The 22,152-nt window shown below is 69.9% G+C and carries 23 protein-coding genes; 11 read left to right on the top strand and 12 right to left on the bottom strand.

The features are described from left to right. Positions 1-3: 3 nt before the first annotated feature. Both ACZ4MF_RS16385 and ACZ4MF_RS16380 read right to left on the bottom strand, forming a co-directional pair. Complete coding sequence (locus tag ACZ4MF_RS16385) at positions 4-504, bottom strand: NUDIX domain-containing protein (protein WP_467492672.1); 501 nt, start codon at positions 502-504, stop codon at positions 4-6. A 36-nt stretch (positions 505-540) separates the two neighbouring features. Next, the gene (locus ACZ4MF_RS16380) at positions 541-1,896 is read right to left on the bottom strand and encodes a tetratricopeptide repeat protein (RefSeq protein WP_467492671.1); all 1,356 of its coding nucleotides are present in this window, start codon (positions 1,894-1,896) and stop codon (positions 541-543) included. A 225-nt stretch (positions 1,897-2,121) separates the two neighbouring features. On the opposite strand from ACZ4MF_RS16380, the gene ACZ4MF_RS16375 reads away from it, so the two are divergent. The 4 genes from ACZ4MF_RS16375 to ACZ4MF_RS16360 all read left to right on the top strand — a co-directional run bounded on the left by ACZ4MF_RS16375 (position 2,122) and on the right by ACZ4MF_RS16360 (position 5,163). Next, entirely contained in the window at positions 2,122-2,871 is a 750-nt protein-coding gene (locus tag ACZ4MF_RS16375) for a hypothetical protein (protein ID WP_467492670.1), read from the top strand. A gap of 77 nt (positions 2,872-2,948) precedes the next feature. Further along, positions 2,949-3,860 (top strand): phosphotransferase family protein, encoded by a 912-nt coding sequence (locus ACZ4MF_RS16370; protein ID WP_467492669.1) that lies wholly within the window; start codon positions 2,949-2,951, stop codon positions 3,858-3,860. A 1-nt stretch (position 3,861) separates the two neighbouring features. After that, positions 3,862-4,554: a class I SAM-dependent methyltransferase gene (locus ACZ4MF_RS16365; RefSeq protein ID WP_467492668.1), complete on the top strand. Its 693-nt coding sequence runs from the start codon at positions 3,862-3,864 to the stop codon at positions 4,552-4,554. 30 nt (positions 4,555-4,584) lie between these two features. Next, entirely contained in the window at positions 4,585-5,163 is a 579-nt protein-coding gene (locus ACZ4MF_RS16360; protein ID WP_467492667.1) for an HAD domain-containing protein, read from the top strand. Between the two features lie 64 nt (positions 5,164-5,227). Here ACZ4MF_RS16360 and ACZ4MF_RS16355 read toward each other — a convergent pair whose 3' ends face one another. From ACZ4MF_RS16355 to ACZ4MF_RS16325, 7 genes are all read right to left on the bottom strand, one after another. Continuing rightward, complete coding sequence (locus ACZ4MF_RS16355; protein ID WP_467492666.1) at positions 5,228-6,247, bottom strand: hypothetical protein; 1,020 nt, start codon at positions 6,245-6,247, stop codon at positions 5,228-5,230. A 139-nt stretch (positions 6,248-6,386) separates the two neighbouring features. Further along, complete coding sequence (locus tag ACZ4MF_RS16350; RefSeq protein ID WP_467492665.1) at positions 6,387-6,914, bottom strand: hypothetical protein; 528 nt, start codon at positions 6,912-6,914, stop codon at positions 6,387-6,389. Positions 6,915-7,089: 175 nt separating this feature from the next. Beyond that, a complete protein-coding gene (locus ACZ4MF_RS16345) occupies positions 7,090-8,799 on the bottom strand; it encodes a relaxase/mobilization nuclease domain-containing protein (protein WP_467492664.1) in 1,710 nt (569 codons plus the stop codon). Next, positions 8,796-9,365, bottom strand: a complete 570-nt coding sequence (locus tag ACZ4MF_RS16340; protein ID WP_467492663.1) for a MobC family plasmid mobilization relaxosome protein — start codon at positions 9,363-9,365, stop codon at positions 8,796-8,798. Before ACZ4MF_RS16340 ends, ACZ4MF_RS16345 begins: the two co-directional genes overlap by 4 nt. A 399-nt stretch (positions 9,366-9,764) precedes the next feature. Continuing rightward, positions 9,765-10,706 carry a DUF2637 domain-containing protein gene (locus ACZ4MF_RS16335; RefSeq protein ID WP_467492662.1) on the bottom strand — a complete coding sequence of 314 codons (942 nt, stop codon included), beginning with the start codon at positions 10,704-10,706 and terminating at the stop codon, positions 9,765-9,767. Positions 10,707-10,979: 273 nt separating this feature from the next. Further along, positions 10,980-12,281, bottom strand: a complete 1,302-nt coding sequence (locus ACZ4MF_RS16330) for a DUF3631 domain-containing protein (protein WP_467492661.1) — start codon at positions 12,279-12,281, stop codon at positions 10,980-10,982. A 139-nt stretch (positions 12,282-12,420) separates the two neighbouring features. Beyond that, the gene (locus tag ACZ4MF_RS16325) at positions 12,421-12,618 is read right to left on the bottom strand and encodes a helix-turn-helix transcriptional regulator (protein ID WP_467492660.1); all 198 of its coding nucleotides are present in this window, start codon (positions 12,616-12,618) and stop codon (positions 12,421-12,423) included. Positions 12,619-12,740: 122 nt separating this feature from the next. Here ACZ4MF_RS16325 and ACZ4MF_RS16320 point away from each other — a divergent pair, with 122 nt between their 5' ends. Continuing rightward, entirely contained in the window at positions 12,741-13,238 is a 498-nt protein-coding gene (locus ACZ4MF_RS16320; RefSeq protein ID WP_467492659.1) for a helix-turn-helix domain-containing protein, read from the top strand. Between the two features lie 17 nt (positions 13,239-13,255). After that, positions 13,256-14,380, top strand: coding sequence for a tyrosine-type recombinase/integrase (locus ACZ4MF_RS16315; protein ID WP_467492658.1), 1,125 nt, complete (start codon positions 13,256-13,258; stop codon positions 14,378-14,380). A gap of 106 nt (positions 14,381-14,486) precedes the next feature. On the opposite strand, the gene ychF is transcribed toward ACZ4MF_RS16315, so the two are convergent. Beyond that, positions 14,487-15,575: a redox-regulated ATPase YchF gene (ychF, locus tag ACZ4MF_RS16310; protein ID WP_467492657.1), complete on the bottom strand. Its 1,089-nt coding sequence runs from the start codon at positions 15,573-15,575 to the stop codon at positions 14,487-14,489. Positions 15,576-15,737: 162 nt separating this feature from the next. Between ychF and ACZ4MF_RS16305 the strand changes: the two genes are divergently transcribed. After that, the gene (locus ACZ4MF_RS16305) at positions 15,738-16,274 is read left to right on the top strand and encodes a DUF6542 domain-containing protein (RefSeq protein WP_467492656.1); all 537 of its coding nucleotides are present in this window, start codon (positions 15,738-15,740) and stop codon (positions 16,272-16,274) included. 28 nt (positions 16,275-16,302) lie between these two features. Here the strand turns inward: ACZ4MF_RS16305 and ppgK are convergent, their stop codons facing one another. After that, positions 16,303-17,049 carry a polyphosphate--glucose phosphotransferase gene (ppgK, locus tag ACZ4MF_RS16300; RefSeq protein WP_467492655.1) on the bottom strand — a complete coding sequence of 249 codons (747 nt, stop codon included), beginning with the start codon at positions 17,047-17,049 and terminating at the stop codon, positions 16,303-16,305. Positions 17,050-17,089: 40 nt separating this feature from the next. Continuing rightward, the gene (locus ACZ4MF_RS16295; RefSeq protein WP_467492654.1) at positions 17,090-18,097 is read right to left on the bottom strand and encodes a 4-hydroxy-3-methylbut-2-enyl diphosphate reductase; all 1,008 of its coding nucleotides are present in this window, start codon (positions 18,095-18,097) and stop codon (positions 17,090-17,092) included. A 106-nt stretch (positions 18,098-18,203) separates the two neighbouring features. Between ACZ4MF_RS16295 and ACZ4MF_RS16290 the strand changes: the two genes are divergently transcribed. The 4 genes from ACZ4MF_RS16290 (at position 18,204) to ACZ4MF_RS16275 (ending at position 22,129) form a co-directional block, all read left to right on the top strand. Continuing rightward, positions 18,204-19,577, top strand: coding sequence for an APC family permease (locus ACZ4MF_RS16290; RefSeq protein ID WP_467492653.1), 1,374 nt, complete (start codon positions 18,204-18,206; stop codon positions 19,575-19,577). A 389-nt stretch (positions 19,578-19,966) separates the two neighbouring features. After that, a complete protein-coding gene (gene xseA, locus ACZ4MF_RS16285; protein WP_467492652.1) occupies positions 19,967-21,175 on the top strand; it encodes an exodeoxyribonuclease VII large subunit in 1,209 nt (402 codons plus the stop codon). Further along, a complete protein-coding gene (locus ACZ4MF_RS16280; RefSeq protein ID WP_362818431.1) occupies positions 21,172-21,396 on the top strand; it encodes an exodeoxyribonuclease VII small subunit in 225 nt (74 codons plus the stop codon). The genes xseA and ACZ4MF_RS16280 overlap by 4 nt, the downstream gene beginning before the upstream one ends. 142 nt (positions 21,397-21,538) lie before the next feature. Further along, on the top strand, positions 21,539-22,129 hold the full coding sequence (locus ACZ4MF_RS16275; RefSeq protein WP_467492651.1) for a malonic semialdehyde reductase: 591 nt from the start codon (positions 21,539-21,541) through the stop codon (positions 22,127-22,129). Positions 22,130-22,152 lie beyond the last annotated feature (23 nt).

Raw genomic sequence — 22,152 nt, 5'->3', positions numbered from 1 at the left:
CCTCTATCTCCAGCCGTCAAGGGAAATTTCCGGGCCGTCCCTCAAATATCGGTGGAGGGCGCTGGCAGTTGTGTCAACGAACTCCTTGGGGATAGCCTCGGCATCGACCCAGCAGACTCTGGCGTGTTTGCGTGGTTCGCGGTTTTCGGGTTCGCCGGTCCATTCGTTGGCGGCGAAGACGACGGTGAGGAAGCCGTTGGGTGCTTCGACGCCCCAGGCGCCGTGGATGATGTGGGCGACCTTCAGGGACTCCGGCTTCACGGTCAGGCCGGTCTCCTCGTACAACTCGCGCACTGCTGTTTCGGTGATGGGTTCGCCGGGCTCGCTCTTGCCGACGGGGAGGTCCCACATTCCTTGGGCGAACTTGGCGTTCTGGCTGCGCTGGAGGAGGACGACGCGGTTGCTGGCCTTGTCGTGGACGATGACGGCGGCGACCAGCAGGGTCATGGATTTGAGGGCGGGCGGGAGGGCTTTGGGCTGGTCGTCGGTTGTCCGCTGAGCCACGGTTAGTGTCCCTTCGTCGGCCGGTTGGTAAGCAGCTTAGGCCAGCGCTTCGCGTGCGCGGCGGGCGAGTTCGGCGGCTCCGGGCACTTTGCGGCGCTGGTAGACGGCGAGGGTGGAGCGGAGCGATGTGATGGCCTTGCGGGTGCGGTCGGAGGTCATGCCCTCCATCAGGGTCAGGGCCTGTGACCAGGCGGCGACGGCCTCGTCGGCTCGGGCCTGGGCGGCAAGGCTGTCGCCGAGGTCGGCGTAGGTGAGGGCGTGGACGCGCTTGTACTTCTCGGGATCCCAGCGCACCAGGGCGTCGCGGTGCTGTTGCTCGGTGCCGACGTGGTCGGCGAGGTCGGTCAGCGTGCGGGCGGTGTGGCTGGCCACGGTGCCGGCTGCCGGGCCGCTGACGCGGGAGTAGCTGGGCTGGGGGCCGTCGTCGCGTAGGAGGGCGTCTTCCGCGGCGAGGAGGGCCCGGGCCGCCGCGGGCCTCTCGCCGACGGCGGCGTAGGCGCGAGCGTGGGTAATGTGCAGCAGCGCCTCGGTCTGGCCATCGACGTGACCCAGGCCGCGGGTGAGGGATCCTTCGACGAGGTCGACGCAGTGGTGGGGTTGCTTGAGGCTGAGGGCCTGGTGGGCGAGGGCGCGCATCATCCAGGCGGCGTGACCGCGCGGGTCGGCTTCGCAGGCGAGCTGGTAGCCGACCTGGTAATAGCGCTGGGCGGCGCCTTCCTGGCCAAGGTCGTGGTGCTTCCACCCGGCGAGGTAGGCGAGTTCAGCGACGGCGCCGAAGGCCGCTTGCCGTAAGGCTTCGTTCGGGAAACGGCCGCGGAGCATGGGGGCGGCAGTGTCGGCGAGGTAGGCGGTGACGGTGGTCAGGCCATGGCCTCCGCCGAGGCGCTCGTCTGCCGCGCTGAAGGCTGCGGTGATCTGACGTACGACGTCCACGTCCTCAATCCCGACCAGAGAGCTGCCGGTGCGGGCCCGAAGCATGCGGGCGGTGGCCTCGTGGTCGTAGAAAAGCGGCATGGCTACGCCTGCGGTAGTGAAGGCGGCCACGGCAAGGAAGCGGCGGCGCTCGACGTCGGCACGGCCCAGATCGGTGGCGGCCAGTACAGGATCGGGTTCTTCTGACACCGCAGTTTCGGGTGCTCGAAGGCCGATCTCGGCCGAGGTGATGGTGCGGCCTGCCCGGCGGGACAGCGCCTCAGCGAGGTACTCGCCGGTCCGGCCTGTGGGCTGGCGTGTGCCGTTCACCCAATGGGAGACGGCCGACTTGTTGGTCTGGAGGATCTCGCCGTTCTCGGCCGCGATACGCCGGATGTCCTTCGCCAGAGCCTCGTACGTGCAGCCGATCGCTTCGATGGCATCACGCAGGCGGGAATTGGATCCTCTGTGCGCTGCCACGATCGCCTCCGCTCCGGAGCTGTAAACCGCGTATACCGCTTCAACTGCCTCTCACCGTACCCACTGTGCGTGACGGAGGGTTCACTAAACATCAGCCACCCGGCCCCGGTCCGACACCGTGCCCTGGCTCCCCCCTTCGGCCGGGCGGCTCCCCGAAGTTCCGTACGCCTACACCGGGTCAGGCACCTGTGTGCCCGGACCCGGCCGATCAGAGACGGAGACACGGTGACCACCATCGACACCGCGGCCATCACGGTCGTACTGCCCGAGGCGTTCGACGAGCGCTGGAGCCGCCTGCCCGGCATCCAGGGCGACGGCCGACGCATCACCATCGACCCGGCCGAGTACTTCTTCCGCTTCGAGTCCAACACGTGGCTCGTCGCCGACTGGGAGCTGGTCAAGTCCCAGCTCCTGGACGCGGAGGAGACGACCGAGAGTGCGGTCGAGCAGCTCGCGCTGGACTTCATCAAGGCCCACGCCGAGTCCACCTCGGACGCCGCCCGGGTGCTGTCCACCGCTTACGAGGTGTACGCCTACCTCTTCCGAGACAAGCACCTCGTCGGCCTCGGCCTGCCGCAGATCACCGCCGACCATCTACGAATGCTGCGCGAGGCGGCCACGCTGATGGCGCTGAACAAGGTCGAGCTGGACGGGCACATCTCCAACGTCGGTCCATGCTGGTTCTTCCCCGCCGCCACCTCCGTCGTCTTCGACCTGGACGACGAGATGGGCGGCATGCTCGACGAGGTCTACCACGGCGGCTGGTTCAACGAGCACCGGCGCATCGAGTCCATCAAGGCCCACGCCGCCCTCGGCGGACGCCTCGTGCACGGCTGCCAGTCCGTGCCGGACCAGACCGGTGGGGTCGTGGCGCCCTACGGTGCCTCGATGGCCGCCTTCCGCGACGACCTCGCGGCCTTCAAGGCCGGCTGGATCGAGCAGATCTACGCCCACCGCGTGACCCCGGCCGCGTAGCACCACAGCCCTGGATCCGGGGCGGGCCGACACTCTTCGCCCGCCCCGGATGCCTTCAATCGCACTGGAGCCCCCTTATGGACACGACCCTCAACGCCGACCTCCTGGACAACCTCCTGACCATCGCCGGCCGGTCCACCGCCGTGCGGGAGGAGGTGCGCGTGTGGTCCATGTCCGGCGTCGAACGCCTGACCTTCACCGACGGCACCACCGCCATCTTCAAGTACGCCAAGAAGCCGTTCGACAGCGAGGATCAGGCACTCCGGCTGGCACGCACCCTCGGTGTCCCGGTGCCTGCCGTTCACGCATCCGCAGTGGCGGATGGCTGGCTCGGGATGCTGCTGGAGGATCTCGGCGATTCCGTACGCGAAGCCGACGACCTCGACGGCGCCGCCGCTGCCGTGGTCCTGCACGGCACCCGCACGGCCGCCGCCCTGCCGGTCCTGGACCAAGAGCGGCTGCGCACCCTGCCGAGCCAGGCATTGGAGCACCTCGGTCGGCTCCGGAAGGCCGAGCGGTGGCAGGACGCAGACGATGTCGAGGACACGCTCGACCGGATCGCCCAGGCCGCCGACGCACGCTCGGCCGGTACGACGGTGGCTCCGTTCGGCTGGGTGCACTCCGAGTTCCACCCCACCAGCCTCCACGTCGGGCGGCACGGCTGGAGGCTGCTGGACTTCGCCCGCGCCTTCACCGGCCCCGGCCTGCTCGACCTCGCCAGCTGGCACGGCACCCTCGACACCCCTGACCCCGTGCGTCTGCGCGTCTTCCTGGAGACGTACGTCACCGAAGGCGGCACACCCGACGCCCTTGCCGAACGCGGCGGACTGGCTGCCGAGCAGTGGGCACTGGGCTGGCACCGCATGTGGGCCGTCGAGTGGTTCATGGAGCAGTCCATCCGCTGGATCAACGACCCGGCCACCGACCCCACCTACATCAAGGCCGTCCGCCGCCACCTCACCGACGTCCTCCACCTCCTGGAGGTCTGACGTGCTCGCCCAGGCTTCCCCTTGGTACGTCCACGCCCTCCAGCGCACTACGGCCAGCCCTGCCGAACCGCTGTCCGTGCCCGCTCGCATGGAATGGACCACGCGGCCCGGCAGCGGGCCCGGCGCCGACATCCTCGGCCCGGATCTGCGCCGCAAGGGGCTGCTGGAACTCGGCTGCGGCCCCGGTCACAACGCCGCCCACCTCGCCACCCGCTACGGCGCCCAGGTCACCGCCGTCGACCTCGTCGGCCTGCAGATCCGCCGGGCCCGCTCGCACTACGGCCGACTGAACAACCTGACCTTCGTCGCCGGCCACGCCCTGCACTACCTGCAAGCCTCCGACGAGCGCTTCGACGCGATCTACTCCGTCTTCGGAGCCATCGGCCTCGTAGCCCCCGAGCTTCTGCTCCCGGCCATCGCCCAGCACCTCAAACCCGGGCGCACTCTCGCCTTCTCCGTCCCCCACCCCCAGCGCGGTGGCCTACGCCCCGCCACCGACGACCGGCCCCGCCGCGACTACGTCACCCTCCCCGACCGCACCCGACTACCCATCGCCCGCTGGGACTTCGACGCCGAGCGTTGGGAGAAACACCTCGGCCGCGCGGGCCTCTGGCTCGCCTCAGCCCAGGAGTTCCACGACGCCCGTCACGGCCGCTGGCCCACCAGCCTGCTGATCACCGCACGCAAGCTCTGACCCCCGCCCCAGCTCCCTTGGGAGAAACTGATGCGCCCGCCCTACCTGCTCCTCGACATCGACGGCGTCCTCATCCCCTTCCCGAACGCGGAAGGGGCCGGCCCGGCGACCCACACCCGCCACCACGTCGTGCCAACCGGCCGGACCGCCGAAAACCCAGTCGCCATCTGGCTCAACCCTGCACACGGCCCCTTGCTCATGCACGTGATCCGAACCGGCCTGGTCACCCCCGTCTGGTGCACCAGCTGGCGCCAGGACGCCACCACCATCATCGGCCCACTCCTCGGCCTCCCGAACCTGCCGTACGTCGACCTCCCGCGTCCGCAGATCACCACCAGCCACCCCAACGGCTACCTGTGGAAACGCGACCACGTCGACACCTGGCTGGGCGACGCACCCGCCATCTGGATCGACGACGACTTCACCAGCCTCGACCACGCCTGGGCCTCGGAGCGAAGCGCACGTGGATCGGCAACGCTCCTACTCCAACCCGATCCCCACGTCGGACTCCAGCAGGAGCACCTGATCGAGGCCACGTCCTGGATCACACGATGGCCTTCTGCCGGGCTCGCTCCGACCGGCGTACGGCGGGAAGCCGAGTCCGTGTGACGAGTTTCTGAACCACTCGAAGTCACTCGGCTTGCGGACCAGCAGCGAACCGGTACTGACCGGTTCACAACCCGAGGTGGTGACGCACTGGGGCCAAAGCCGTCTGAAGGCTGTGAAGATCGGCCGGGTTGGAATGGGGGTTGCGCGAGGTGGCTAGCTGCGGTGATAGGCGGTTGAAGGGACAGATCATGGCGGCAAGGCCAACAAAAGGATCGTTGGGATCCCAGACATCTCCGAAGGCGTCGGGCCAACGTTCAAGAGTGTGTTGTCCTGTCCCGTCGAGGCCGGTGATGTCAGCGATCAAGAGCGTGGGCCTCATCCGGGCTTGGGCTTGCTTCTTCTTGTCCCGCAGCGGCTGCTTGGCGACTTCGCTGGCAACATCGTGCTGGTGAGGATGGCCTCCGGACATGCTGATTGCGATCTGGGTGCCACTTCCCTCGGGTAGGGGCACAATCTGGACCGTGATCGTGCAAGCCGCGTACCCGTCTTCCAAGCGCTCGGGAATAACAGTCGCCCGGAAGGCGGTGAAGGCGTCGGCCCCGAGATTCGTCGCGGCTGTGACCGTGCGCCGGACCAAGTCATCGCGCTCACGGGAGCGGATGCTCACCGGTGGGTAGTCATGGGCTTGGAGATGGATCTTGAGATCAAGCGAGTGGTCTCCGAGTTCCGCCGCGATCTGGTTGGCGATGGAGGACAGCGCGCGCGGAGCGCGGGTGCTGATCTCCGCCGCCACGGGTCGGCCTGACGGGGCGGTGAACAACAGGTCAGGTCCAGGACCAGTGTTGAATTCGAATTGCAGGCCATGTTCAGCGAAGAAGGCTGCGACAGCGATCTCCGCCCGGAAGTTCATGAAGTCCTTGCGGCCCTCGGAGTTCGTGGCTCGTAGCTCACGGAAGCGGTTCCTCATATGGTCCAGCCCCCCAGGGCTGGACCTCTCCAGGATGGCGAGCATGTCGTTGAAAGTGGTCAAGACAGGATCTCGCCACCAGGTGTAGCGCACGCCAACCGGGACGACGAGATCGGCTGGCGGCCCGAACAGTGTGAGCAAAGGGTGGTCCTGACTCTTTCCGAGCCATGCGCGCAAGACCCGTACGGTTTCGACCTCCGCCTCGCAGCCAGCCTCTCGCCCGATGCGGGCCGGGCTGTTCCCTGACCGCATGCTTCCGCTCACAAGATGGTGCTCCGCATCCGTCACGTGCTCCATTCTTCTCCCAGAGGGAGTGTTACTCCCGATGCCCCGTCTCCCGCAGGCGTTGGTTCTCCTTCTCCAGGGCGGCTACGCGCCGTTCAAGCTGGGCACGGGTAAGTCTTTTCGGGGGTGGCGGTTCTGTTGCCTTCGGCGTGGTTGGCGGTTCGCCCGCCAGACCGAGGGGTTCAAACGCCACGATCAGTGACGGGTCCTTGCCGCATTCCGGGCACCGTATCGAGGAACTGCCGTGCCGAGTGGGATCGCCGTTCTCACGGTGCACACGCGTCTCGGTGATGTGGCCACAATGGAGGCGTACTCGCCAACGCATGATGTCGTGCTCGGAAGTCTTGAAGGACTGCATCAGCTCCAGCGCCTTCTGCAACGCCTGGCTACGGCGCTCTGCCATCTCCGGATCGGCCCGGCACCTGGCGTTGTCTTCGTCGACCTGCCGCTGTGCCCACTGCCTGGCATCTTCAGCCGCCTTCTGGCCACGGTGATCTTTGTGGGTGAGCTGATAGTCCTCCAGCGGAACGCCGCGGCTCTCATAGTGGACCTCACGCATGGTTAGCACCGTAACTCCCGTCCGGCAGACAGCCGAGGCGATTGCCGATTCTGATCGGCTGCGGCTCCATCCTGACCGGCAGGCGGCGGCCGCCGGATGAATGGCGATAGTGAACGGCCATAAGTGGTGGTTCCTGGCGCCCAGGAACCACCGCCTCGACCCGACCACTGCCCCGCTACAACCTGGGGCCACTGCCTCGCCCGGGAACCGTAGGAGGCTGCGGCGGCTGAGCACGCGTTCCCCTGTATGCAACCCGTGGCCCGGTAGTGCTGCGTCGGCGGGCGGCTTCAGCACGACGGTTGGGCGCCGGGTTGCGGCCCGTGTGCTGGATGCGGGTGATCAGGACGCGGGCGGGTTGACGGGCCGTGGTCAACTCGCGCTGAGCAGCAGCTTTCTTGAGGAGTTGGTGGGGTTGGTGGCCGCGGGCTTCGGCGTCGGCGAGGACGGTGGCGAGGGCCAGCCAGCTGAGGTCGGCGAGGATCCGCTCGGCGTGGTCTGGGACGGCTGCTCGCACGTCGGCGACCAGAACGCGACGGGCTTCCCCCCTGGGCGGGCGGGCTGTGAGTTCGGCGAGTGTCGGGGCGAGGGCGCGGTCTGCGGCCGTCTGGAGGTGCTGCACGGCCTGGCGGGCAGCGTCGGCCTGGTGGGCGTGGTTCTTCGCTTCATGCCAGCGCCCGGCGACGATGGCGGCCCAGAGGAGGGCTGCGATCAGTGCGGCCAGCGCGCTGTCGTCAGGGCCCGTGGCGGTGTGCAGGATGTCGCGGGACGCGCTGCGCAGCGCGTGGGCGGCACGGTCTTCGGCCCGGACCTGGGAACGCTGGGCTCGGGCGAACGCCTTGGAGGCGGCTTGGAGTTCGGCGCGTAGGTTGGCGGGTGCTTTCTGGGCGGTGCCTTCGAGTAGTTCGCCGAGGGCGGTGATGTGGGCTTGGGCGTTTGTGTCGTCGGCGAGGTCGGTGTCGAGGGCGTCCAGGGCGTCGACGGTTTGATGCCAGGGGGTGTTGGGGTGGTTGCGGCGGGCGGTGGGGTGCTCCTCCGGCTGGCCGGCTTCGAGGCGGGCCTTCAGCTTGGGCAGGGAGAGGTCGGAGGCGATCTTTCCGCCGGGGTGGAAGATCTGCTCGCCGTCCTTGTTTAGGTCGCCGGGGCGGCCGACGGCGTAGCCGAGGAGGTCGCCTGACGGGCCGCGCCGGGCCTTGACCTCGATGCCGTCGGCTTCCAGGTAGGCGATGAATTCCTCGGCGTTGGTCACGTGGGGGATGGCGGCGCGGATGCGGTCCTGGAGCCACTCGGGGCTGGTCTGTTCCCAGCCGAGGCGTTCGGCCTTGTGCATCTCGGCCTGGGTGGGTCGGCGGGCGCCGGTGCGGTCGCCCTTCTTCAGCCGGCGCAGCCCGTAGTCCTTCTCGATCTGCCGGCATGCGTCGCCGACGCGGAGGCCGCTGTCGTGGAGTTTGGGGCGGCGGCCGTCTTCGCGGACGGTGGTGGCGAGGATGTGGATGTGGTCGTCGGCGTGGCGTACGGCGATCCAGCGGCAGGCCAGGTCGTCACCGGTCGGGGCGATGCTGGCTGCCTGGACGATGCGCTGGGCTATCTCGCCCCATTCGGCGTCGGGGAGGTAGCGGTCTCCGGGGGCGGCGCGGACGGGGCAGTGCCAGACGTGGTCGGTGACCTTCTGGCCGAACTCGCTGTTGCGCAGCCGGACGGGGTCGTCGAGGTAGTGGGCGAGTTCGGTGAGGGTGGCGTTCTCGTCGCGGCCGGGGTCGGGCATGCCGAGCATGGCGAACCCCGCCACGATGTGCGGGTCGAGGTGTTCGTCGTGGCGGCCGGGGCCGTAGAGGTAGGCGAGCAGGCCGCGGGTGTTGGACCCGGCCGGTTTGATGGCGGCGATCACGCGGATGCCTCCGTCTCCGGCTCAGCGGGCTGGCGCAGGGCTTCGGCGATCAGTTCCAGCAGGTGGCGGAGTTCGGTGAGGCGCTGGCGGATGTCGGGTGGGGTGTGGTCGCTGTTGAGGGCGCGGGCGATCTGGTTGACGTTGACGCCGATCCGGTTGAGCTGGCGCAGGACCTGGGCGCGGAAGATGTGTGTGCGGCGGCGATCCTCGGACAGGGGCAGGTTGGCGGTGAACCGGCCGGTGACGAAGGCGAGGACGATGTCGGCGGCGAAGCCGGAGTCGCCCTTGTAGCCGTGCTCGGCGGCAGCCTCCTGGAGCAGGGCTAGTTCGTCGGGGGTGAAGCGCAGAGGGCCGACGCGCTCGAAGCGTTTGGTGCCGGTGAAGCGGCGGATCGTGGGCTGCACGCTCTGCACGACCGGCTCACCGCCGACAACCTCAGCGCTGTCGGCGGCGCGTACCGGGCGCAGGGTCTCGCGCTGGACGGCACGGAGTGTGTCCAGGTCCGGGCCGCCCTCGGCCCCGGCCTCCTGGTCCGGCGCCCCCTGGCGCTGAGCCGTCTCCGCCACCCCCGGGGCGGAGACCCCCGAAGACCGGCCTTGAGTCGGACTCGGGGTACTACTGGCTCCGCCAGGGGCTCCGAAGTTAAGCGCCCGCCGCAAACGCTCTTTCCAGCCAGACTGCTTCGCCAGCTCTTCGGTGGTGTCGGCTTCGGGGCGCCGGATGCTGCTCACGGCATCGTCTCCAGAACGGGGGTGGTTGTACGGACTGCTGCAGTGCGGTCCGCGCAGTGCTGGTGGAATGGTCCGGCGAGGCGCGGTTTGGCCCGGCCGGATGTGGGGGCGTGGAAGGGGCAACTGACCGCATTCGCGGAAGTCCGTAACGGCTGACCGGACTTCCGCGAAGGGAAAGTCGGGACTGGACCGGCGCCCGGTCAGCGGCGGGCGGCATCCGGAGCGAAGGTCTGGTCACTCGACGGTGGGGTGCTCGCGCGCTTCTTCGTCCCGCCGGTCGCCCGACTCCGCATATTCGGCGCGCAGCAGGTTCATCAGCTGGGTAAAGCGCGCACTGCCGATAGGGAGCCCGGCTTCCCGGATGGCCTGCTGGACCACCGCGACGGTCACGCCGTACTCGGCGGCGGCGGGTCGGGCGGCTGCCAGGAGCTGCTCCATGCTCGCCCCAGGCGGACGGCCCGTGCGCTTGCGCCGGGCCACCGTCTCACGATCCGCGCGCTGCGCCGACGAGGTGGCAGCGGCGTCGCCCTCTGCGAATTCCGGCTCCGGATCGGGTGCGTCCGTGATCGTAGGGAGAGCAGGCTCGCCCGCGTCCTCATGGTCGATAGGCCCGCTGGGTTCGGCAAGGGCCGGCATGGTGGCGTGGCGGGCGATGAGGATGCCGAGGTGGACCGCTCCGGCCAGGGCGAGCGGGGCGATCATCGACAGGGCTCCGACTGCCGTGTCACCGAGGTGGAGTCCCGACCCGGTCGGGGTCTGGTCGTTGAGGCGCACGGCGTGCAGGGTGTTGGCCCACACGCTGGCGCCGGTGGAGGCCAGGAAGAGGGCCCAGACGTAGGAGCGGGCGGTGAAGGCAGCCCGGCGCAGGATGAGCAGGGCTCGGACGCCGTAAGCGATGAACCCGTCGATGACCAGGGGGAAGAGGTAGGTCAGGGCTCCCCGGACGTGGATGGCGTCGGCGGTCTGTCGCAAGGCGTCGTACGACAGGGCGAATCCGGCGGCGGCGAGGACACTGATGGCGGCGCGGTCCCAGCCGGTGACGCGGCTGACCGGTATGCCGGAGGGCGGTGCGGTGGTGGGCATGGTGGTGCGGTGCTCCGTGGGCGGTGCCAGGGGGTGGTCGCGGGATCCGTCTTTGCCGTCTTGGGCGTTGAAACCGCAGGTCAGGGCGGTCACGGCAGGAGGTGGTGGGACGGCGCGGTGCCGTCTTGGCCGTGTGTGCCGTCTGGCGGGCATGGCCAGTGATCTGGGGTTTCACGGCTGGGACGGCACGGACGGCACAAGACGGATGTCGGTGCCGTCCCACGCCCCGCCTCCCGCCGAGGGCTGACGTGCGCTCGGCGGCAGGCGGGCCGGGGTGCCGTCTTGCGTCCGGTTGCCGTCTTGGCCGCAGCCGTCTGAGCTGCGCAGTTACGGCAGGGACGGCACGTACGCAAACGGCTGGGGTGGTCAGCCTGCGGCGCGTTCGGCGGCGTCCAGCGGGTGGACGGTGGGGCAGTAGCGTCGCCAGGGGTCGGCGAACTTGTTGCGGGTGTAGCCCTTGCGCTGGATCTCGCCGACGCGCACGTTGGCCGAGGAGATGCCGTACTCGCGCAGCATGGCGCTGAGTCCGCGGGCGGTCAGGCCGCCTCGGCCCCATTCGCCCCAGGGGGCCTCGGGGTCGCTGTTGAGGGCGTACAGCAGGTCGTCGGTGCACAGGCTGTCCACGTCGCCTCGGCCGAAGAAGATCCGGCGGATGTCGGCGAGGATCCTCGCGCCGCTGGGGTTGTCCTCCTCGGTCTGGACCTCGGAGGCGACCATGCGCGCGCACGCCTGCCGGGCCAGCCGCGGCCACGGGCCACCCGCCAGGTCCGCGACGATCACCAGGGGCTCCCAGGTGTCGGCGGCCCGGTCCTCGACTGGCATCTCCGGCTCCAAATGCAGGGCCTGGTCCACCAAAGGTTTGGTCCAGGCGGTGAGCCTGGACCGGATCGCGTGCAGGGCCGGGGTGTCCCGCTTGGAGCGGAAGGGCGAGACCCGCTCGCCCGCGGCACGGCGGCGCATGCGGATGACCACCGACCGGTCCATGATCGTGTCCGGCAGATCCCCGATACCGGCGATGGCCGCCATCGCGAAGGTGGGGAACCTGCGCGGCGTGTGGTCGTTGCCCACCACTCGCAGCACGTAACGTCCGCGCTGGTGACCAGCGTTGAGCAGGCCCCGCATCTCCTCGTTCTTCTCCGCCATCTTCGGCGTACCGAAGATGGTGTCCGCCTCATCCACCAGCAGCGTAGGCGGCTCCTCGCCAATCGAGCGGAAGACCGCTGCCGGGGTGGAGTTGACCGTTATCACCGGGTTGTGGACCGTCTCGGTCAGCACATCCAGCAGGCGGGACTTGCCGCACCGCTTCGCCGGGCCCACCACCGCAAGACGCGGCGCGTGCTGCCACGCAGGCTGCAGATGGGTCGCCGCGACCCAGAGTGTGACCGCGTCCAAAGCCTGCTCGGAAGGCAGGATCACGAACCTCGCGACCAGTCCCTTCAGCTGAGCCAGGAGATCGTCGCCCTCAGTGGCCGGTGCATCCGGCATGGCATCGAGACCCGCCGACCCGCCCGGGTCGGCCAATACAGCGGCGGCCTCGTCTCCACACAGTGTGGAGACGTCGGCGTGCCCTTGGGCCGACTGACGCCGGCCGAGTTGGCCGGGTATCGCTGCCGGAGGCCATGAAGCGCCGAGGGATGCGCCTGCGGCATGCGGGGAAGTAGTCTTCAACGTGCACTCCTGGTGGTGGAGCGCGCGGGCTGGCAGGCCCTGCTCCACTGGTCCGAACAGCTGGTTGCCTGTGGGGTGTTCACCTGACTCTCGGCGTTCGTACCGCCGAGAGCCTTTTCACTACCGGGCGCGGGGCGCATCAGGCCCCCAGCGCCCAGTTGTCGCTCTGCTCACGCAGTTCCTGGTCGAAGCGGGCTAGTTCGGTCTCCAGGTACAGGACGCGGCGCCCGACCTTCACGCCTCGCGGGCCGTAGCCGATGTGCCGCCAGTACCGCACGGTGCTCTCGGCGGTTCGGTAGCGCTGGGCAACCTCGGCGGTGGTGAGGTAGCGATCCACGAGTTTCCCTTTCGACTAGCTTGCGTTTCGTTATGCATAAGTCGTACCGTACGACCAGGGCTTAGTCAAACGGGATAGGGCATGGTTCAATCGGGATAGCGACGGCATACGACGGAGGCGAGATGGCCAGAGAGACCGGCGAGGGCGAAGCGCCCTTGCTGTACAGCGAAGGCAACGCGGCGACACGCATCGCGCTGGAGCGGGAGGTCAGAGGGTGGAGCACCACTGAGCTGGCGGCCCGCATGACCAAGGCGGGTGTCCCGATGAACCAGACGGCGGTCTGGCGTATCGAGAACGGCAATCCTCGGCGCAAGATCACGCTCGATGAGGCCCTGGGCTTCTCCCGAGTCTTCGAGCTACCCCTGGACGAGCTGATGTCACCCCCGCTGGAAGGCGTCGACCTCGAAGGGCGGCGGATCGTCCAGGAGGCGGTCGAGGCGTTCTACGAGGTCCGCGACGTGGAGGACCGCCTCCACCGCGCCATCGTTGCCGCCACCGACTACGTCGAGAGCCATCCCGGCAGCTCGAAGGGCATCCACGAGCAGTTCCTCCGCCTGATGGGCGAGGAACGCGACGCCCGCGCGCTCACCGAGTACGTCGAGCGCGGCGGTTACCACTGACGACTGGAGAGATCAACTTGGCCAACATTCAGAAGCGCCCCAACGGCAAGTGGCGCGCCCGATACCGGGACCTCGACGGCAAGGAGCACGCCCGCCACTTCGACCGCAAGATCGATGCCCAGCGCTGGCTCGACGAGGTCACGGCCAGCGTGGTCACCGGCCAGTACGTGGACCCGCGATCGGCCAAGAAGCCCTTCAAGGACTACGCGGAGGAATGGCGGGCTCGCCAGCCGCACCGCCCCTCAACGGCCAAAGCCGTTGCCCAGCATCTGCGTTGCTACGTGTATCCGACATGGGAGAAGCGGGCGCTGGGCGCGATCAAGCCGGGCGACGTCCAGGGCTGGGTGACCGGGCTGACGACGACCCACGGCCTGGCGGCCAGCACCGCGCGAACCGTGTTCAACACGGTCAACGCGGTTTTCCGCGCGGCGGTCCGCGACCGCATGGTCCCCGAAAACCCCTGCGCGGATGTGAAGTTGCCACCGGTGCCACGCAAGCGCGTCGTGCCGCTGCCGGTCGACCAAGTCCGCGAGTTGGCGGCGGCGATCTCTCCTCGCTACCGGGGCCTCGTCCTGCTGGGCGCCGCTACCGGCCTCCGCCCTGGCGAGCTCTTCGGTCTTCAGCTCCGGCACGTCGACCTGCTGCGCGCGGCGGTCACCGTGGAGCAGCAGATCCAGCAGGCGGCCAAGCACGGCGTCTACGTCGGGCCACCGAAGACCGCACGGTCGTATCGCACCGTGCCCCTGCCGAAGATGGCCGTCAGGGCTCTCAAGGCGCACCTACAGGGCTTTCCCGTCAGCGAGCCCGAGGGCTGGCTGTTCACCGCTCCTGAGGGCGGCCCGGTCGTCTACACCCACTTCATGGACGGTGCATGGCGGCCCGCCTGCCAGAAGGCCGGCATACCGAAGGGCACTGGTCCCCACGCCCTCCGGCACCACTACGCCAGTCTGCTGATCAAGAACGGCGAGTCGGTGAAGACCGTCTCCGAGCGGCTCGGTCATACCAATGCCGCGATGACGCTGAACAGCTACACCCACCTCTGGCCCGACTCAGAGGAGCGGACCCGCGCAGCCGTGGACCGCGCCTACGGCGCCGACAACGACGCGGACCAGGGTGACATCCCGACCGCCAAAGCGGCGTAACGACGCCGATCGCGTTGGCCGGAGTTGGCAGTCCTGCGGACTCCCTGCGGACCGCTAGGCCGCCCAACCCACTCCGCCGCAGGTCAGACGGCCTTCTGGTGATCGCTTAGACGTTGAACCGGAACTCCACCACATCCCCGTCCTGCATCACATAGTCCTTGCCCTCCATCCGCGCCTTGCCCTTGGCGCGGGCCTCGGGGACCGAGCCCGTGGCGAGCAGGTCGGCGAAGGAGATGACCTCGGCCTTGATGAAGCCCTTCTGGAAGTCGGTGTGGATCACGCCGGCCGCCTCGGGGGCCGTGGCGCCCTTCTTGATCGTCCAGGCGCGGGACTCCTTGGGGCCGGCCGTCAGGTAGGTCTGGAGGCCGAGGGTGTCGAAGCCGACGCGGGCGAGGGTGGCGAGGCCGGGCTCGTCCTGGCCGACCGACTGGAGGAGTTCGAGGGCCTCGTCCTCGTCCAGCTCGGCGAGGTCCGCCTCCAGCTTGGCGTTGAGGAAGATCGCCTCGGCGGGGGCGACCAGGGCGCGCTGCTCGTCCTTGAAGGCGTCGTCCGTCAGCTCGTCCTCGTCCACGTTGAAGACGTAGAGGAAGGGCTTGGTCGTGAGGAGGTGCAGGTCGTGGAGGAGCTCCGCGCGCTCGGTGCCCTGGAGGATGCCCTGGGAGAAGAGGGTGTCGCCCTTCTCCAGGATCTCCTTGGCCTCCTCGACCGCCTTGACCTTGGGGGCGACGTCCTTCTTGATCCGCGACTCCTTCTGGAGACGCGGGAGGACCTTCTCGATCGTCTGGAGGTCGGCGAGGATCAGCTCGGTGTTGATCGTCTCGATGTCGTCCTTCGGCGAGACCTTGCCGTCGACGTGGACGACGTTCTCGTCCTTGAAGGCGCGGATGACCTGGCAGATCGCGTCGGACTCACGGATGTTCGCGAGGAACTTGTTGCCGAGGCCCTCGCCCTCGGAGGCGCCGCGCACGATGCCGGCGATGTCGACGAAGTCGACCGTGGCCGGGAGGATGCGCTCCGAGCCGAAGATCGAGGCCAGCTGGGCCAGGCGGGCGTCGGGGACGCCGACCACGCCGACGTTCGGCTCGATCGTGGCGAACGGGTAGTTGGCCGCGAGCACGTCGTTCTTGGTCAGGGCGTTGAACAGGGTCGACTTGCCGACATTGGGCAGGCCGACGATTCCGATCGTGAGCGACACGTTGCGACTTCCCGTGGATGAGTGGGCGATGAGTGGGCGCGATCCACCAGTTTACGGCGTCCCTGTCGGCCGGCTCGCGGGAGCGTCGAACGCCCGGCCAAGCTCTGCTCACCGGCGTGTCTGATGGCCGATTCGGCACATAAACAGACCTAAGTTGGTCCAGTGGAGCCACACAGCAAGCGACCCCCGAACGACGGACCGCGACGCGGCGCACCGCCGCACGCGCAGCTTCCCCCGCAGGCCCGGCGCGGCCCCTGGGCGGGAGCGGGTCAGGCGGGGCGGCAGGCGCGTCTCGCGCGGCCGGCGGCGGGGGCGCGACTGCCGAATCCCCGGCTCACCGGGCTCGGCAGCGGGCTGTTCTGCACCGTCGTGATGCTCCTCCTCGGCTGTGTGGACCAGCTCCTGTTCGGCGCGTCCATGACCGCGTACGGCGTGCTGTTCGTGCCGGTGTGCGTACTGACCGCGCTGTGGGTGCGCGAGGGGGATCTGCTGACCGCTCCCGTCGTCCTGCCGATCGCGTTCACCCTCGGGCTGTTTCCCGTCGCCGACGGGAAGGCCGGGGTGCTCGCCCGGCTGGTGGGGGTGTTCACCGGGCTCGCCACCCAGGCCGGCTGGCTGTACAGCGGGACGCTCGCGGCCTGGGTCATCGTGCTCGTCCGGCGCGTGCAGTGGATGCGCAGGCGCCGCCGCCGGACCTGAGCGGCCGGGGCCGCAGGACCGGCGCCGCCTACCCGTGCTCGGCCGCTCTCATCGCCGCCCCCACGATCCCCGCGTTGTTCTGGAGCTGCGCGGGGATCATCTCGGCTCTGATGCCCTCGATGAGGTGCAGGAACTTGTCGGCCTTGCGGCTGACCCCGCCGCCGATGATGAACAGCTCGGGCGAGAAGAGCATCTCCACATGGGCCAGGTACTTCTGGACGCGGCGCGCCCAGTGCTCCCAGGTCATGTCGCCGTCTTCCTTGGCCTTGCTGGAGGCGCGCTTCTCGGCGTCGTGGCCGTTCAGCTCAAGGTGTCCCAGCTCCGTGTTCGGCACGAGGACGCCGTCGACGAAAACGGCGCTGCCGATGCCCGTGCCGAACGTGAGCAGGATGACCGTGCCCTTGCGGTCGCGGCCGGCGCCGAAGCGCATCTCGGCGACGCCCGCCGCGTCCGCGTCGTTGATGACGGTCGCCGGGAGTCCGCCCAGCTTGCCGCTGAACAAGGCGCGCGCGTCGGTGTCGATCCAGCTCTCGTCGACGTTCGCCGCCGTACGGACCATGGCGCCGCCCGTGACCACCCCGGGGAAGGTCAGGCCGACCGGGCCCGTCCAGCCGAAGTGGTCCACGACCTGCTTGACCCCGTCGGCCACGCCGTCCGGTGTCGCCGGATGCGGGGTGAGCACCTTGCAGCGCTCCTGGGCCAGCTCGCCCTTGTCCAGGTCCACAGGGGCGCCCTTGATCCCGGATCCGCCGATGTCCACGCCGAAGATCTGCATGGCACCACGTTACGACGGACCACTGACAGTCACGCCGCGCTCACGATTCGGCCGCGCCGCTCCCGCCGCGCTCGGCGACCAGCTCGGAGGCCTCTTCGCGCAGGTCACGGCGGAGTTCCTTGGGCAGCGAGAAAGTGATGGACTCCTCGGCCGCCCTGACCAGCTCCACGTCGCCGTAGCCACGCTCGGCGAGCCAGTCCAGCACCTGCTCGACCAGCACCTCGGGCACGGAGGCGCCGGAGGTGACGCCGACGGTGCTCACGCCCTCCAGCCAGGCCTCGTCGATCTCGGCGGCGAAGTCCACCAGGTGGGCGTCGCGGGCGCCGGCCAGCTTGGCGACCTCGACCAGCCGCTTGGAGTTGGAGGAGTTGCGCGAGCCGACCACGATGACCAGCTCGGCCTCGGCGCCCATCTGCTTCACGGCCAGCTGGCGGTTCTGCGTCGCGTAGCAGATGTCGTCGCTGGGCGGGGAGACGAGGCCCGGGAACTTGGTCTTCAGGGCGTCGACGGTCTCCATGGTCTCGTCCACGGAGAGGGTGGTCTGGGAGAGCCAGACCACCTTCGAGGGGTCGCGGACCTCGACCTTGGCGACGTCGCCGGGGCCGTCCACGAGCTGGATGTGCTCGGGGGCCTCGCCGGAGGTGCCGATGACCTCCTCGTGGCCCTCGTGGCCGATCAGGAGGATGTCGTAGTCCTCCTTGGCGTACCGGACGGCCTCCTTGTGGACCTTGGTGACCAGGGGGCAGGTGGCGTCGATGGTGGCGAGCCGGCCGCGCGCGGCCTCCTCGTGCACGACCGGGGCGACGCCGTGCGCGGAGAACATCACGATGTTGCCGGGCGGCACCTCCTCGGTCCGCTCGACGAAGATCGCGCCCTTCTTCTCCAGGGTCTGCACGACGTACTTGTTGTGGACGATCTCGTGCCGGACGTAGATCGGCGCCCCGTACTGTTCGAGGGCCTTCTCGACGGCGATCACGGCGCGGTCCACACCCGCGCAGTAACCACGGGGTGCGGCGAGCAGGACACGGCGGCCAGTCGAAGAGGTCATGCGTCCCATCGTAAAGCCCGCGCCGGCCCGCCTTCGGCCGCGTTCGACCGGCGTTCGGGCGCGCAGCGATCGCGTGCGCGTGACCACGCGGGGAAGACTGGTGGGCATGTCCGACACCGGCACGAAGGCTCCCACGGACGACGAGCGGCACCGGCTGCGGCGCAGCCTCGGGTTCCGGGACCTGGTGGTCTACGGGCTGCTGTTCATCGCCCCCATGGCGCCGGTGGGCGTGTTCGGCACGCTGGACGCCCGGTCGCACGGGGCGGTCGCGCTGGTGTACGTGGTGGCGACGGTCGCGATGGGGTTCACCGCGTTCAGTTACGCGCAGATGGTGCGGGTCGTACCGCGGGCGGGCTCGGTGTTCGCCTACGCGCGCGTGGGGCTCGGCCGGGAGGCCGGGTTCGTCGCGGGGTGGATGGCGCTGCTGGACTACGTCCTCATCCCGGCGGTGGCCTATCTCTTCTCGGGCATCGCGATGAACGCGCTGGTTCCCCAGGCGTCCCGCTGGGTGTGGACGGCGCTCGCGGTGGTCGTCACGACGCTGCTGAACCTGTGGGGCGTGCGCGCCGCCGCGCGCGTGGGCTTCCTCGTGCTGGCGATGGAGATCGTCGTCCTGGCGGTGTTCATGGTGGCGGCGGTCGTCGTCCTCGCGCGGGACGGGGCGACGCGGGGCTGGCTGTCCCCGCTGTCGGACGACGGCTCCCAGGGCTCGTTCGCGCTGTCGGCGGTGATCGGCGCGGTGTCGGTGGCGGTTCTGTCGTACCTGGGCTTCGACGCGATCGCGACGTTCGCCGAGGAGGTCACCGGGGGCTCGGCGAAGGTCGCGCGGGCGCTGCTGTTCTGCCTGGCGCTGGCCGGTGCGCTGTTCGTGGCGCAGACGTACCTGGTGGCCCTGCTGGAGCCGACGACGTCCGCGCGGCTGGCCGCCGATCCGGCCCGGCAGGGCTCCGCCTTCTACGACGCCGTGGACGCCTCCGTCGGGCGCTGGCTGCACGACCTGGTGGCCGCGAGCAAGGCGATCGGGGCGGCGTTCGCGGCGCTCGCCGCGCAGGCGGCGGCCGGGCGCCTGCTGTTCGCGATGGGCAGGGACCGCCGCCTGCCCCGTGCCCTGTCCCGGACGGACGGCGGGGTGCCGCGGGTCGCCCTGCTGTGCTCGGCGGTCGTCACCCTGCTCGCGGCGGGCTGGGCGGCCCGGCGCGGCGACGGCCTGGACAGGCTGGTCTCGGTGGTCGACATCGGTGCGCTGACCGCCTTCACGCTGCTGCACGCGAGCGTGGTGGGCTATTTCGCCGTGCGGCGCCGGGGACCGGAGCCGGTCGGCTGGTGGCGGCATGTGCTGGTACCGGTGACCGGGGCGGCGATCACGGTCGCGGTCATCGCGGAGGCGAGCGGGCCGGCCCAGGTGGTGGGCGCGGTGTGGCTGGTGATCGGTGTGCTGGTGCTGGTGGCACAGCGGATCCGGACAGGGGCTCCCGGGTAGCGGGGCTGGGGCCGGACGGGGAGGGGGCCGGGCGACGTGTGGCGGGCGCCGTGACCGGGCTGGGGCCGAGCCGCGGCCAAGGCGGGACCGGGCCGGGCTGGGGCCGGGGCGGTGCTGCGGCCGAGACCGGGGCTGGGCGTGGCAGGGCCGAGGCCTCGGCGGAGCCGGAGCCGAGACCGGGGCGGGGCCAAGGCGGGGCCGGGACCGGGACCGAGCCAGGGCCGGGCTCAGGCCGAGGCAGGGCCGGGTCAGACCGGGGCGAGGCCGGGGCCGGGCCGGGCCGTAACCATGGTGAGCCGGGCCGGGGTCGGGGCTGTGGTGGGGCGGGGCCGGGCCAGCGCCGGGTGGTGTGGGGGGTGTTGTCGGTGTGCCCCGATACTCTCGGTCGCATGGCTGCCAACACCTCCCCCGAAGCCCCCCTCCCGGTCGGTGAGGTCTCCCGGCTCATCGGGGGGTGGATCGACCGGCTCGGCTCGGTGTGGGTCGAGGGGCAGATCACGCAGTTGTCGCGGCGGCCCGGCGCGGGCGTCGTGTTCCTGACGTTGCGGGATCCGTCGTACGACATCTCCGTCGGCGTGACCTGTTACCGGCAGGTGTTCGACGCCGTCGCCGATGTGGTCGGCGAGGGCGCCCGCGTCGTCGTGCTGGCCAAGCCGGAGTGGTACGCCCCGCGTGGTCAGCTGTCCCTGCGCGCCGCCGAGATCAGACCCGTCGGCGTCGGTGAACTGCTGGCCCGGCTGGAGCAGTTGAAGAAGGCGCTGGCCGCCGAGGGGCTGTTCGCGGCGGAGCGGAAGAAGCCGCTGCCGTTCCTGCCGCAGCTGATCGGGCTGGTCTGCGGCCGCGCCTCCGCCGCGGAGCGGGACGTGCTGGAGAACGCCCGGCACCGCTGGCCCGCCGTCCGCTTCGAGGTGCGCAACGTCCCGGTGCAGGGTGTGCACGCCGTACCGCAGGTCGTGCAGGCGGTGAAGGAGCTGGACGCACTGGAGGACGTGGACGTCATCGTCGTCGCGCGCGGCGGCGGCAGCGTGGAGGATCTGCTGCCCTTCTCCGACGAGCAGCTCGTGCGCGCCGTGGCGGAGTGCCGTACGCCCGTCGTCTCCGCCATCGGGCACGAGCCGGACACCCCGCTGCTGGACTATGTCGCGGACCTGCGCGCGTCCACCCCGACCGACGCCGCCAAGAAGATCGTGCCGGACGTGGGCGAGGAGCTGGAGCGGGTGCGGATGCTGCGCGGCCGGGCCCGGCGGTGTGTGGAGGCGTTCGTGGAGCGCGAGGCGCGGGGGCTGGCCCATGCCCTGGCCCGCCCCTCGATAGAGGATCCGCACCGGATGATCGACGAGCGGTCGGACCATGTCGCCTCGCTGGTCGAGCGTTCCCGGCGCACGCTCGGTCATCTCCTGGACCGCGCGGACTCGGAGCTGACGCACACGCACGCGCGCGTGGTGGCCCTCTCCCCCGCGGCGACGCTCCGGCGCGGCTACGCGGTGCTCCAGAAGGCCGACGGGCACGTGGTGCGGGATCCGGCCGAGGTGACGGACGGCGAGACGCTGCGCGCCCGCGTGGCCGAGGGTGAATTCACAGTGAAGGCAGGCGAATGACGGACAAGGTCGAAGAGGCGCTCTCCTACGAGCAGGCTCGGGACGAGCTGATCGAGGTCGTACGGCGCCTGGAGGCGGGCGGTACGTCGCTGGAGGAGTCCCTGGGGCTGTGGGAGCGCGGCGAGGAGCTGGCCAAGGTGTGCCGGCGGTGGCTGGAGGGCGCCCGGGCCCGGCTGGACGCGGCGCTCGCCGAGGAGGCCGAGGAGGAGGACGCCGAGTAGGCGCCGCCCGGCGGCTGTGAAGCGGGTCACCGCACCCGCATCTTTGTTGAAGATTGAACTTCGCTGTCGTAGGGTCGTCCTGTCAGCCGATCCGGACCGCGGTCCGGTACGTCGGAACAGGCGCCACCCAGAAAGTTCACGCATGTCTCTTGTTCTTGACCCCGCCGCCCAGGACCTGCTGTTCCGCGAGGCCCGCACCGCGAACACCTTCACCGACGAGCCCGTGACCGACGAGCAGGTCCAGGCGATCTACGACCTGGTCAAGTACGGCCCGACCGCCTTCAACCAGTCGCCGCTGCGCATCACCCTGGTCCGCTCCGCCGAGGCCCGCGAGCGCCTGGTGAAGCACATGGCCGAGGGCAACCAGCCCAAGACGGCCGCCGCCCCGCTGGTCGCGATCCTCTCCGCGGACAACGAGTTCCACGAGGAGCTGCCGACCCTCTTCCCGCACTTCCCGCAGGCCAAGGACGTCTTCTTCGCCGAGCGCCCGGCCCGCGAGGGTGCCGCCGCCCTGAACGCCGCCCTCCAGGCCGCGTACTTCATCATCGGCGTCCGGGCCGCCGGCCTCGCCGCCGGTCCGATGACCGGTCTCGACTTCGCGGGCGTCCAGAAGGAGTTCCTGGACGCCGACCACACCCCGCTGATGGTCGTCAACATCGGCAAGCCGGGCGCGGACGCCTGGTTCCCGCGCTCCCCGCGCCTGGCCTACGAGGACGTCATCACGACCGTCTGAGCCGGCCGGCGCGACCGGACGCA

Source organism: Streptomyces sp. NPDC025793 (genome assembly GCF_055558375.1).
This window is presented reverse-complemented; position numbering and strand designations above follow the sequence as displayed.

Excerpts from the sequence above, each read along its gene's own strand:
- ACZ4MF_RS16275 (WP_467492651.1), top strand. The coding sequence starts at position 21,539 with ATGTCTCTTGTTCTTGACCCCGCCGCCCAGGACCTGCTGTTCCGCGAG.
- ACZ4MF_RS16320 (WP_467492659.1), top strand. The coding sequence starts at position 12,741 with ATGGCCAGAGAGACCGGCGAGGGCGAAGCGCCCTTGCTGTACAGCGAA.
- ACZ4MF_RS16290 (WP_467492653.1), top strand. The coding sequence starts at position 18,204 with ATGTCCGACACCGGCACGAAGGCTCCCACGGACGACGAGCGGCACCGG.
- ACZ4MF_RS16280 (WP_362818431.1), top strand. The coding sequence starts at position 21,172 with ATGACGGACAAGGTCGAAGAGGCGCTCTCCTACGAGCAGGCTCGGGAC.
- ppgK (WP_467492655.1), bottom strand. The coding sequence starts at position 17,049 with ATGCAGATCTTCGGCGTGGACATCGGCGGATCCGGGATCAAGGGCGCC.
- ACZ4MF_RS16370 (WP_467492669.1), top strand. The coding sequence starts at position 2,949 with ATGGACACGACCCTCAACGCCGACCTCCTGGACAACCTCCTGACCATC.
- ACZ4MF_RS16360 (WP_467492667.1), top strand. The coding sequence starts at position 4,585 with ATGCGCCCGCCCTACCTGCTCCTCGACATCGACGGCGTCCTCATCCCC.
- ACZ4MF_RS16295 (WP_467492654.1), bottom strand. The coding sequence starts at position 18,097 with ATGACCTCTTCGACTGGCCGCCGTGTCCTGCTCGCCGCACCCCGTGGT.
- xseA (WP_467492652.1), top strand. The coding sequence starts at position 19,967 with ATGGCTGCCAACACCTCCCCCGAAGCCCCCCTCCCGGTCGGTGAGGTC.
- ACZ4MF_RS16350 (WP_467492665.1), bottom strand. The coding sequence starts at position 6,914 with ATGCGTGAGGTCCACTATGAGAGCCGCGGCGTTCCGCTGGAGGACTAT.